This is a genomic window from Rhodococcus sp. C3V (genome assembly GCF_029269915.1).
Lineage (GTDB): Bacteria > Actinomycetota > Actinomycetes > Mycobacteriales > Mycobacteriaceae > Rhodococcus_F > Rhodococcus_F qingshengii.
Map to the genome: position 1 here is coordinate 437,112 of NZ_JARJBE010000001.1, position 11,828 is coordinate 448,939.

General features: G+C 62.5%; 12 protein-coding genes. 11 read left to right on the forward strand and 1 reads right to left on the reverse strand.

Annotated features, from left to right (window positions below; translation table 11 throughout):
• Window positions 1-11: 11 nt before the first annotated feature.
• The 9 genes from P3G66_RS02190 (at window position 12) to P3G66_RS02230 (ending at window position 8,787) form a co-directional block, all read left to right on the forward strand.
• A complete protein-coding gene (locus tag P3G66_RS02190; RefSeq protein ID WP_003939815.1) occupies window positions 12-230 on the forward strand; it encodes a dodecin in 219 nt (72 codons plus the stop codon).
• A 10-nt stretch (window positions 231-240) separates the two neighbouring features.
• A complete protein-coding gene (locus P3G66_RS02195) occupies window positions 241-1,122 on the forward strand; it encodes a hypothetical protein (RefSeq protein ID WP_276116125.1) in 882 nt (293 codons plus the stop codon).
• 81 nt (window positions 1,123-1,203) lie between these two features.
• Window positions 1,204-2,886: an FAD-dependent oxidoreductase gene (locus P3G66_RS02200; protein ID WP_276116126.1), complete on the forward strand. Its 1,683-nt coding sequence runs from the start codon at window positions 1,204-1,206 to the stop codon at window positions 2,884-2,886.
• A gap of 216 nt (window positions 2,887-3,102) precedes the next feature.
• Window positions 3,103-4,026 carry a L,D-transpeptidase gene (locus P3G66_RS02205; protein WP_276116127.1) on the forward strand — a complete coding sequence of 308 codons (924 nt, stop codon included), beginning with the start codon at window positions 3,103-3,105 and terminating at the stop codon, window positions 4,024-4,026.
• Between the two features lie 74 nt (window positions 4,027-4,100).
• Entirely contained in the window at window positions 4,101-5,075 is a 975-nt protein-coding gene (locus P3G66_RS02210) for a sugar ABC transporter permease (RefSeq protein ID WP_276116128.1), read from the forward strand.
• Window positions 5,072-5,974, forward strand: a complete 903-nt coding sequence (locus P3G66_RS02215) for a carbohydrate ABC transporter permease (RefSeq protein WP_276116129.1) — start codon at window positions 5,072-5,074, stop codon at window positions 5,972-5,974. The genes P3G66_RS02210 and P3G66_RS02215 overlap by 4 nt, the downstream gene beginning before the upstream one ends.
• A gap of 37 nt (window positions 5,975-6,011) precedes the next feature.
• The gene (locus P3G66_RS02220; RefSeq protein WP_003940485.1) at window positions 6,012-7,343 is read left to right on the forward strand and encodes an ABC transporter substrate-binding protein; all 1,332 of its coding nucleotides are present in this window, start codon (window positions 6,012-6,014) and stop codon (window positions 7,341-7,343) included.
• Between the two features lie 15 nt (window positions 7,344-7,358).
• On the forward strand, window positions 7,359-8,444 hold the full coding sequence (gene ugpC / locus P3G66_RS02225) for a sn-glycerol-3-phosphate ABC transporter ATP-binding protein UgpC (protein WP_007731405.1): 1,086 nt from the start codon (window positions 7,359-7,361) through the stop codon (window positions 8,442-8,444).
• 16 nt (window positions 8,445-8,460) lie between these two features.
• A complete protein-coding gene (locus P3G66_RS02230) occupies window positions 8,461-8,787 on the forward strand; it encodes a YnfA family protein (RefSeq protein WP_003940244.1) in 327 nt (108 codons plus the stop codon).
• A gap of 67 nt (window positions 8,788-8,854) precedes the next feature.
• Here P3G66_RS02230 and P3G66_RS02235 read toward each other — a convergent pair whose 3' ends face one another.
• Window positions 8,855-10,813 (reverse strand): M13 family metallopeptidase, encoded by a 1,959-nt coding sequence (locus P3G66_RS02235; RefSeq protein WP_276116130.1) that lies wholly within the window; start codon window positions 10,811-10,813, stop codon window positions 8,855-8,857.
• Between the two features lie 112 nt (window positions 10,814-10,925).
• On the opposite strand from P3G66_RS02235, the gene P3G66_RS02240 reads away from it, so the two are divergent.
• A complete protein-coding gene (locus P3G66_RS02240) occupies window positions 10,926-11,375 on the forward strand; it encodes a helix-turn-helix transcriptional regulator (protein WP_030535180.1) in 450 nt (149 codons plus the stop codon).
• Window positions 11,376-11,380: 5 nt separating this feature from the next.
• Window positions 11,381-11,791: a VOC family protein gene (locus P3G66_RS02245; protein WP_003940539.1), complete on the forward strand. Its 411-nt coding sequence runs from the start codon at window positions 11,381-11,383 to the stop codon at window positions 11,789-11,791.
• Window positions 11,792-11,828: the final 37 nt, after the last annotated feature.

Genomic DNA, 11,828 nt, shown 5'->3' on the forward strand with positions numbered 1-11,828 from the left:
AAGGGAATGCCATGAGCAGCAACGTGTACCGGGTGACCGAGATCGTCGGCTCGTCCACCGAGAGCAGTGACGCGGCAATTCGCACCGCCATCGCCCGGGCGAACGAGACGGTGCGCAACCTCGAATGGTTCGAGGTGGTGGAAACTCGCGGTCACATCGAGAACGGCGCCGTGGCGCATTTCCAGGTCACGTTGAAGGTCGGCTTCCGGCTCGACGGCGACGAATCTTGAGTCGTCGTTCATGAGTGTTGATCTCAGGGCGGCCGTCGGGTTCATGGCGGGACATGCCAGAACTCTCGATCGGCATCGACTGAATTTGATTCTCGGACAGGGTGACCGGACCGCGGCATTGGCGGCTGTGGACAGTTATCGCAACCCGGACGGTGGGTACGGCTGGGGACTCGAACCGGATCTTCGCTCGGCATCGAGCCAACCTGGCGGCGCGCTGCACGCCTTCGAAGCCTTTGCCGACATCGGAACGCCGACGCCCAGAGCCATCGAGCTGTGCGACTGGTTGCAGACCAATTCGCTGGCAGACGGCGGTTTGCCGTTCGCCTTCCCGATCGCCGACCCGGCCGGTTGTGCGCCCTTCTGGGTGGATGCGGATCCGTTGGCGCCGTCGTTGCAGATCACCAGCATCGTGTGTGCTGCAGCGGCTCGCGTTGCCGAATTCGACGAGGCCGTCGCCGAACATCCGTGGTTCGCCTCTGCCGTTCGATATTGCCTCGACGCGATCGACGGGGCCGATTCTCTGCATGCCCTCGAGCTCGCCTTTGCCTTGCAGTTTCTCGACGCGGTTCACCGGAACAGTCCCGAAGCGTCGTCGTTGGTGAGCACTCTTGGTTCGCGTATCCCGGCTGACGGCTTGGTTCACGTGGACGGGGGAGCCGAGGGCGAATTCATGCGGCCCCTCGATTTCTCACCGCTTCCCGGCGGCCCGACCCGCGCGTTGTTCGACGCATCAGTGATCGAGTCCGAACTGTCTGCGCTCGCTGCGCGACAACATGGCGACGGCGGTTGGGCGGTGGATTTCGACAGCTATTCGCCCGTCGCGGCGTTGGAATGGCGAGGTCACGCCACCGTGCAGGCGGTGTGGCTGATGAAGCGCAATGGGGTGATCTGAAAACGATTCTCGCGCCAAATTGGAACACGTTATAGTCTGGGAACCAGTTCGAGCTTCGTGTTTCAGGGATAGGGGAATGTCATGGCGTATGTGATCACGCAGCCGTGCTGCAACGACGCCTCGTGTGTTGACGTGTGTCCGGTCAATTGCATTCACCCGACACCGGACGAAGCTCCGTTCGCGACCACCGAAATGCTCTACATCGATCCCGACACCTGCATCGATTGTGGTGCGTGTGTGGACGAATGCCCGGTCGAGGCGATCTTCCCGGACAACGAACTCGACGAGGACGACGCGCCGTACCTGCAGATGAATGCGTCGTACTTCGAGAAGCATCCGATGGGCCCGGATTGGCCCGAGCCGATCACGATGGCCAAGATCGATCCCGAACTGGGAACGCTGAAAGTGGCGATCGTCGGCTCCGGCCCGGCCGCCTGCTACGCGGCGATGGAACTGACCGGCAAGCCTCGCGTCGAGGTCGACATGTTCGATCGACTTCCCACTCCCTACGGTTTGGTGCGCGCCGGCGTGGCGCCGGATCATCCCGGAACCAAGGGGGTCACCGATCAGTTCCGCGCCGTCGTCGCGAAGAAGACTGTGCGCTGCCACTTCAACGTCGAGGTGGGCACCCACATCTCGCATTCGGAACTCTTGGACCATCACCACGCAGTGATCTACGCGGTGGGCGCTGCCGGGGATCGCAAGCTCGAGATCCCGGGCGAGGATCTGCCGGGAAGTCACGCCGCCACCGAGTTCGTCGCCTGGTACAACGGCCACCCGGGATATGCCGATCGGACTTTCGATCTGTCCGGCGAGCGAGCGGTGATCGTCGGAAACGGCAACGTCGCACTCGACGTCGCACGCATCCTGGTGACCGACCCTGACCAGCTTGCGAAGACGGACCTCGCCGAGCACGCATTGGAAGCGCTGCGGAACAGCAAGATTCGTGAGGTGGTCATTCTCGGGCGTCGTGGGCCGGCGCAGGCCGCGTACACCAATCCCGAACTGTTGGCGCTCGGACAGATGGCGAACGTGGACGTAGTCGTCGACCCGATCGAAGCCGAACTCGACGAGGCCAGTCAGGCGTTCGTGGACAGCGATGCCGCCGAGCCGTCCGTCCTGCTCAAGGTCAAGCAGGCGCAGGAATTTGCTTCGCGTACCGCAGATCCTTCTCGCAAGCGGATCGTTCTCCGGTTCCTCTCCTCTCCCGTCGAGGTCCTCGGCGACGGTGCAGTCTCACAGGTGCGGATCGTGAAAAACGAATTGGTGGCAACGCCGACCGGTCAGCTCTCCGCCCGGCCTACCGAAACCGAGGAGACGATCGACACTTCACTGGTGCTTCGGTCGGTCGGATACCGCGGCACACCGATGGCCGACTTGCCCTTCGACGACGCTCGCGGCGTGATCCCCAACGAGAACGGCAGAGTAATCGACACCGAGACCGGCACGCCGATCCCGGGTGTCTACGTCGCGGGTTGGATCAAGCGCGGACCGACTGGCGTGATCGGCACCAACAAGTACTGCTCCGCCGAGACCGTGTCGATGATCTTCGACGACTTCGCTGGTGGGCGCCTCGCCACCCCGACCGAGGATGCCGACAAGTTGCAGGTTTTGTTGGCAGACCGGTCGCCGGATCAGGTGGACTATCAAGGTTGGCAGCGGATCGACAAGGCAGAACGCGCATCCGGTGCCGCAACCGGACGGCCGCGAACCAAACTCATCTCCATCGAATCCATGTTGGCGGCTGCCCGGAGCGAGGGATAGCAACGTTTGGGCGAACATCCGAATTGCTCGATTGCCGCTTTTGTGTGTTAATGACTATGGAAATGTGCGGTTTGCTCTCTTCGGCGTGCTCGGGTGTGTAGGTGTGCTCCGAGCGGGTGCGTCCGAATGGTGCATCGGCATCGGTACCAGGCGGGTATCGATGCCGGCCGCGCACGATCCACGTGAGTACGTGGTCAGTCGAGCGAAGGTAGTGACATGGGCAGCAAACAGGGTCGTCGGACGTCACGGGTTGCCGTGGCAATCGTCGGAGCAGTGGCCGCCGGCCTCGCTCTGGCCGGACCCTCCGCGGCTGTTCCGCTCTTTCCCAGTGGACCCGACATCCCGTTGCCCGTGATCCCCGGCGTTCCGTACCTCGACCCGGCAATTCCGGTTCCGGGCATCCCGGGTACGCCGATCCAGGCGCCCATCGGCGTCCCCAACTTCTCCGCTCCGTCGCTCAATCCGTCCGCGGGCGAGACCGTCGGTATCGCGCAACCGATCATCATTCGATTCAACGAGGCCGTCGGCGACCGTGCGACGGCCGAACGCGCTATTCGCGTGACCACCGATCCGCCGGTCGAGGGCAGCTTCTACTGGATCAACGACAGCCAGGTCCGTTGGAAGCCGACACAGTTCTGGCCGGCGAACATCTCCGTGACCGTCGACGCCGGTGATTCGCACTCCACGTTCAACATCGGTGACGCACTCGTCACCGTCGCGGACGACAACACCAAGCAGGTCACGGTCACCCGCAACGGCGAGGTCGTGCGCACCATGCCGACGTCGTTCGGCAAGCCGGGCCACGAAACACCGAACGGCACGTACATCGTCGGCGAGCAGCTGCGCGACATGTACATGGATTCGTCCACGTACGGCGTTCCGATCGATTCTCCCGAGGGGTACCGCACCTACGTCGAGTACGCGACGCGAATTTCCTACAGTGGCATCTTCGTCCATGCAGCTCCGTGGTCGGTTGCGCAACAGGGTTTCACCAACGTCAGCCACGGCTGCCTCAATGTCAGCACCGAGGATGCCAAGTGGTTCTTCGAGAACGCTGGCAAGGGCGACCCGGTGATCGTGCAGAACACCGCAGGTGGAGTCCTCAGCGGCGCCGACGGATTGGGTGACTGGAACCGCTAGACATCGACGAGGAAGGCCCTGCGCGAGAAGTATTCGCGCAGGGCCTTTTTCGTGTCGCGTTCAGCTCGAGTGTCTTGTACGTTCACCATTCATTCGTTGCGGGCGGTCAGACTGCCTCAGTGAGATCGAGTCCGGAAAGAACGCTGCCCACTTCAGGCAAGCCAGGTCTGTGGGGCAGACCATGGCGTGATTACGCGCTGTTCGCGCTCTTGGTAGGTCCCAATCTCGCGTTGCTGATCTTGTTCACCTATCGCCCGCTGGTGGACAACATCCGACTTTCGTTCTTCGACTGGAACATTGCGGACCCGAAGGCGACGTTCATCGGGCTGAGCAATTACCGCGAGTGGTTCGGACGAAGCGACACCTGGCAGATCGTCACCAACACAGTGGTATTCACATTGGTCACAGTGGTGGGTTCGATGGTCATCGGTTTGGCGTTGGCCATGCTGCTCGATCGCAAGCTCGTCGGGCGAAACCTGGTCCGGTCGGCCATCTTCGCGCCGTTCGTGATCTCCGGTGCAGCGATCGGTGTCGCGTTTCAGTTCGTCTTCGACCCCAACTTCGGCCTGATCCAGGATCTCCTGCACCGTGTCGGACTCCAATCGCCCGACTTCTATCAGGATCCCCACTGGTCGCTGTTCATGGTGACGGTGACATACATGTGGAAGAACCTCGGGTACACGTTTGTCATCTATCTCGCTGCACTGCAAGGAGTTCGGCAGGAGCTGAACGAAGCTGCCGAAATCGACGGCGCCAAGCCGTGGACCAAGTTCCGCCGGGTGCTCCTACCTCAGTTGCGCCCGACGACGTTCTTCCTCTCCATCACCGTCATGCTCAACTCACTCCAGGTCTTCGACATCATCAACGTCATGACCCGAGGTGGCCCGCTGGGTACAGGGACGACAACGATGGTCTACCAGGTGTACAACGAGACATTCCGAAACTTCCGGGCGGGCTACGGTGCGACGGTTGCCACCATCATGTTCCTGATCCTGCTGATCATCACCGTCTACCAGGTTCGTGCCATGGATCGGGGAGAAGAGAAATGACAGCGGTAGAGGACAAGAAAAGCGCTGCTCCGACTTCCGTCGTTCGGCCCGGCCCGGACCGCAAGAACGTGGACCGGCGTGAGGTCGGCGTGAAGATCCTCGGCTATGCGGCAATGGTGATCGCGTTGGTCATCATCGTCCTGCCGCTCTACTGGATCGTGATGACCTCGTTCAAGGAGCGCCCGGAGATCTACACGCAGCCGGCAACGTGGTGGCCGTCGTCGCTGCATCCCGAAAACTATTCGGAAGCAACCACATCGGTCCCGTTCTGGATGTTCTTGCGGAACTCGATAGTGATCACGACGATTCTGTCGGCGGCGAAGTTCGTTCTGGGGACTCTCAGCGCCTATGGGCTTGTTTTCCTGCGCTTCCCGGGGAAGAACTTCGTCTTTCTCGGAATCATCGCCGCATTGATGGTTCCGAACCAGATCACCGTGATCTCGAACTACGCGCTCGTGGCAGAGTGGGGCTGGCGTAACACGTTCCAGGGCATCATAGTTCCGCTCGCGGGTGTAGCCTTCGGTACGTTCCTCATGCGCAACCACTTCCTCTCGATCCCTTCGGAGATCGTCGAGGCGGCGCGGATGGACGGAGCCGGCCACTGGCGGTTGCTCTGGCGCGTGGTGCTCCCCGTTTCCGGACCCACGATGGTGGCGTTCGGCATCATCACGGTGGTCAACGAATGGAACGAGTACCTGTGGCCGTTCCTCATGTCCGACGATTCCTCGGTAGCACCGCTGCCGATCGGATTGACCCAACTGCAGAACAACGACGGACTTACCAACTGGGGTCCGGTCATGGCAGGAACGGTGCTGACGATGCTACCGATCCTGGTGATTTTCCTTCTGCTGCAAAGACACATGATCAAGGGCCTCACCTCCGGTGCGGTCAAGGGCTGACAGCTTTCCCGTCACATTTCTTTCTCGAGGAGCAGTAATGGCAAACATGAACAGGCGCGGATTCTTGAGCCTCGGCGGTGCAATCGCCGCCGGCGCCGCACTGACCGCGTGCGCGGGATCCGGCGGGTCGAGCGCTGATGCTGCGGGAACATCCGGTGCGTCGGGTGATTCCAACACCATCACCTTCTGGTCGAACCATCCGGGTAAGTCCACCGACGTGGAGAAGGAACTGATCAACCGCTTCCAGACCAAGTACCCGGACCTGAAGGTCAACTTGGTGGACGGCGGCAAGAACTACGAAGAGGTGGCACAGAAGTTCAACGCTGCCCTCTCCGGTGGAGATGTGCCCGATGTGGTTGTGCTGTCGGATGTCTGGTGGTTCAACTATGCACTGGCCGGGGCAATCGAGCCGCTCGACGGACTCTTCTCCGAGGTGGGGGTCGACTCGGCCGACTACGTCGATTCACTGCTCGCCGACTACCTGTTCCAGGGCAAGCACTATGCGCTTCCCTACGCGCGGTCGACGCCGTTGTTCTACTACAACAAGGCGGTCTGGTCGCAGGCAGGTCTTCCCGACCGTGGGCCGGCGACATGGCAGGAGTTCGACGAGTGGGGACCCGAGCTGCAGAAGGTCGTGGGCAACGGCAAGTTGGCACACGGGTGGGGCAACGCGAAGGATTACCTCGGCTGGACCTACGAAGGCCCAATCTGGACGTTCGGCGGCTCGTACTCCGACCAGTGGAATCTGCAGCTCGACAACGAGAAGACCATTGCCGCAGGGCAGTTCCTCTCCAGCATGATTCACGACAAGAAGTACGCCGCGGTCTCCACTGACATCGCAAACGAATTCGGTACCGGCATTCTGGCGTCGACCATCGCGTCGACGGGCGATCTGTCCGGCATCAAGAAGACTGCCAACTTCGACTTCGGCACCGCTTTCCTCCCGGCAGTGGACGGAACTCCCGGTTGCCCCACCGGCGGTGCCGGGCTTGCCATCCCGTCCAAGATCTCCGATCAGCGTAAGAAGAACGCGCTCAAGTTCATCGACTTCATCACCAATGGTGAGAACACGGCGTACTTCTCGCAGAACGTCGGCTACATGCCGGTCCGCAAGTCGGCAACCTCGGAGCCGAGCATGAAGGCGTTCCTCGACGCGAACCCCAACTCCCGTACCGCTGTGGATCAGCTCTCGCGTACGCGCTCGCAGGACTACGCACGCGTGTTCGTCCCGGGTGGGGATCAGATCATCGGCACCGGACTCGAGCAGATCGCTCTCCAGAAGGCCGACGTCGCATCGACATTCGCCGGCGTTGCCACGCAGTTGCAGCAGATCATCGACCGGCAGATCACCCCCAAGCTGCCGAAGTAGTAGGAGAGAACACTCATGGCCAACGTGCAATTCGCGGGAGTCACGCACCGCTACGAAGGAACCGATCGACCGGCAGTCGACCGTCTCGACCTCGACATCGCCGATGGTGAGTTCCTGGTACTCGTAGGACCTTCCGGTTGCGGTAAGTCCACCAGCCTGCGAATGCTCGCCGGTCTCGAGTCCGCGTCGGACGGCCGGATCGAGATCGGCGGCACGGACGTCACGCACCTCGCTCCGCGAGCACGTGACGTCGCCATGGTGTTTCAGAGTTACGCGCTGTACCCGAACATGACCGTCGAGCAGAACATGGGCTTCGCGCTCCAGAATGCCGGAGTTGGAAAGACGGAGCGCCGGGAGCGGGTACTCGAGGCCGCGCGGATGCTCGAGCTCGAACCGCTGCTCGGGCGTAAACCGGCAAAGCTGTCCGGTGGACAACGTCAGCGAGTTGCCATGGGTAGAGCCATCGTTCGCCATCCCAAGGTGTTCTGCATGGATGAGCCGCTCAGCAATCTGGATGCCAAACTACGCGTCAGCACACGGTCGCAGATCGCCGCCCTACAGCGTCGACTCGGCACCACGACGGTCTACGTCACCCACGATCAGGTCGAGGCGATGACGATGGGGGACCGAGTGGCGGTGATGCTGGACGGTCGCTTGCAGCAGGTGGCGAAGCCGCGCGAACTCTACGACAACCCCGTCAACACCTTTGTGGCCGCCTTCATCGGATCGCCCGGCATGAACCTGATCGAAGCGCCGGTCGAGGGTACCGTCGCAGTGCTCGGTGATCTGCGGATTCCGCTGCCCACCGGGGCGTCCGAGCGGGAGCGGGTCGTCGTGGGAGTGCGCCCGGAGTCGTGGGATCTGGTGGGCGCGTGGCGAAAGGGCTCGCTGGCCGTGGATGCCGATCTGCTCGAAGAGTTGGGAGCCGAATCGTTCGTCTATGCAAAGGGTGCCCCGGATTCGCAGTGGCAGAGCCGATCCGGTCGAATCGTCATTCGCGTCGACCGGAAGATGTCGGTGGCACCGGGGGAGTCGCTTCATCTGCTGCCCAAGGCCGGCGAGGTGTACTTCTTTTCCGCGGAGACCGGAGTACGTCTGTAGCGATACTGTGTGCGGCATGACCGTCGCACGTTCGCTCTTGCTGTTCGTACTCGCCGCGCTGCTCGAAATCGGGGGCGCGTGGTTGGTGTGGCAGGGAATTCGCGAACACAAGGGATGGATCTGGGTGGGGCTCGGCGTCATCTCGCTCGGCCTCTACGGTCTGGTCGCCACCATGCAACCCGATGCGAACTTCGGGCGCATCCTCGCCGCGTACGGCGGGATCTTCGTCGCAGGTTCACTGCTGTGGGCGGTTGTGATGGACGGATTCCGCCCGGATCGTTTCGACATCGCCGGTGCGCTGATCTGTCTGGTCGGCGTCGGGGTGATCATGTACGCCCGGTAGGCCTTCGGCCCCGTGCGCGCTCAGGGAGTCCAGGGGGTCCCTAAGCGCGCACAGGGGCTTGCCCCTGCTACCAGATCTTCACACGCTTCTCCGGCTCCAAATACAGTGCGTCACCGGGCTTGACGTCGAACTCCTCGTGGAACGTGTCGAGGTTGCGGACGACGCCGTTGCACCGGAACTCCGGCGGCGAGTGCGGGTCGACGGCCAGACGGCGAAGCGCTTCGGCCTCACGGGCCTTCGTGCGCCATACCTGCGCCCACCCGAAGAACACGCGCTGCAAGCCGGTGAGTCCGTCGATGACCGGAGGTTCGGTACCTTCGGTCGCGATCTTGTACGCCGCGATCGCGATCGACAGCCCGCCGAGGTCGCCGATGTTCTCGCCGATCGTGAACTCGCCGTTGACGTGGTGGCCCGGAAGTTCCTTGGGCTCGAACTCGTTGTACTGCTCGATGAGAGCCTTTGTGCGCTTGCCGAATTCGCTGCGGTCCTCGTCGGTCCACCAGTCGACCATGTTGCCGTCGCCGTCGTACTTGGCGCCCTGATCGTCGAACCCGTGACCGATCTCGTGGCCGATGACGGCGCCGATCCCGCCGTAGTTGGCAGCGTCGTCGGCTGCCGCGTCGAAGAACGGCGGCTGGAGAATGGCTGCGGGGAAGACGATTTCGTTCATGCCCGGGTTGTAGTAGGCGTTGACGGTCTGCGGCGTCATGAACCACTCGTCACGGTCGACGGGGCCGCCCAGCTTGGCCAGGTCACGGTCGTACTCGGCGGCGTATCCGCGACGGTAGTTGCCCACCAGGTCGGTTGCCGAGATCTCGAGTCCGGCGTAGTCGCGCCACTTGTCGGGGTAACCGATCTTCGGGGTGAACTTCTCGAGCTTGGCCAATGCAGCCTCACGAGTCTGCGGGCTCATCCACTCGAGGTCGGAGATGTTGCGGCGGTACGCCTCCTGCAGGTTTGCGACCAGTTCCAGCATGCGGGTCTTCGCCTCTGCGGGGAAGTGTCGATCGACGTAGAGCTTGCCGACGGCCTCGCCGAGCAGATCCTGGACCAGGCTTACCCCGCGCTTCCAGCGCTCACGGTTCTCTTCGGTCCCGGACAGTGTGGTGCCGTAGAAAGCGAAGGTCTCGTCGACCAGGGCCGAATGCAGGTAAGGGGAGCGGGCATGAAGCACCTTCCACGCCGCCCATGCCTTCCAGTCGTCCAGTGACTCCGACGCCCAGAGTGCGGTGAAGGTGTGCAGGAATTCGGGCTGGCGGACCACGATCTCGGCGAACTTCTCCGAATCGGCGCCGAGACCGGACAGCCATGCCGCCCAGTCCAAACCGGGGTTCTGCTCGGTCAGTTCCTCGAAGCCCACCAGGTTGTAACTCAGATCTGCGTCACGACGCTTGACGACGTCCCAATGCCCGGCCGCGATCTTCTTCTCGAGCTCGAACACACGCTGGGCGTCGTAGCCGACGCCGGCGAGGGTGAACATCTTGTCGATGTGCGCGACGTACTTCTCGCGGATCTCCGCGTAGTTGTCCTCGCGGTAGTACGACTCGTCGGGGAGGCTGATTCCCGACTGGCTGAAGTGGATCAGGTACCGCTCGGAGTTCTTGGCATCGGTGTCGACGTAATGCGAGATGGCACCGCCGACGCCGACGCGCTGGTGGCGTCCGATCACGGTGGCCAGCGACGACCGGTCCGGCGCATCGGCGACGGCGTCGAGCTCGTCGTCGATGGGGCCGAGGCCTGCGGCCTCCACGGCGTCGGCGTCCATGAAGCTCGAGTACAGGTCGCCGATGCGCTGTGCATCGGTACCGGCGGCCGAGTTGGACTCCGAGGCTTCGGTGATGATGGTCTGTACGTCTTCTTCGGCCTTGTCGTAGAGCGTCCGGAAGGCCCCGTCGACTGCGCGGTCTGCCGGAATCTCGTATTCGGCGAGCCATTTTCCGTTGACGTGGACGAACAGATCGTCCTGCGCCCGTGTGTCGCCGTCGAGGTGGGTGAGGTCGATGCCTGAGCGATGAGCCGTGGTCATTTCTCCATCCTTACACGATCATGACGAACTGCTCGGTGTGTGCGCGATCGCTCCACGCCGAGTTCATCTCTTGTGCTGGGCAACGTCGGTATGGCATGGCACGATCGAATACGTGACCAGCAGACCTGCCGCAGATCCGCACCTGCAGGACCTCGCGCGACTACGACGTGTGCGAGACCGTATCGACCGGGAGTACGCGCGGCCTCTGGACGTGGAGGCGCTCGCGCGGGGAGTGAACATGTCTGCGGGGCATCTCAGTCGCCAATTCCGTCAGGCATACGGAGAACCGCCGTACGCCTACCTGATGACCAGGCGAATCGAGCGAGCGATGGCGTTACTGCGGCGCGGAGACCTCAGTGTCACGGACGTCTGCTTCGAGGTCGGTTGCAGCTCTCTCGGCACTTTCAGCAGCAAGTTCACCGAATTGGTGGGGGTTCCGCCCAGTGTCTATCGGCGCGAGGCCGAGCAGTCGACGGCAGGAATGCCGTCCTGCGTGTCCAAACAAGTCACCAGACCGATCAGGAATCGAGAAGCGCAGACCGCGCAGCCGCAATTAACGTGATCGCCATGGACATCACCATTCACTCGAGTTTCCTTCCGCAGGACGACCCTGAAGCCGCCCTGAACTTCTATCGCGACACGCTCGGCTTCGAGGTTCGCAACGACGTCGGCTACGACGGGATGCGTTGGATCACGGTGGGGCCGCCCGGCCAGCCCGGCACCTCCATCGTGCTGCATCCGCCGGCCGTCGATCCCGGAATCACCGACGAGGAGCGCCGCACCATCATCGAGATGATGGCCAAGGGCACCTACGGCGGACTTCTCCTGGCCACCAAAGATCTGGACGACACGTTCGAGCGGCTTCAGGCCGGCGACATCGACGTCGTCCAGGAACCGACCGAGCAGCCGTACGGCGTTCGCGATTGCGCCGTCCGGGACCCAGCGGGAAACCTGATCCGTATTCAAGAACTGCGCTGAGCCCGTCAACTGCGCTGAGACCGTCGGCGATCGACTG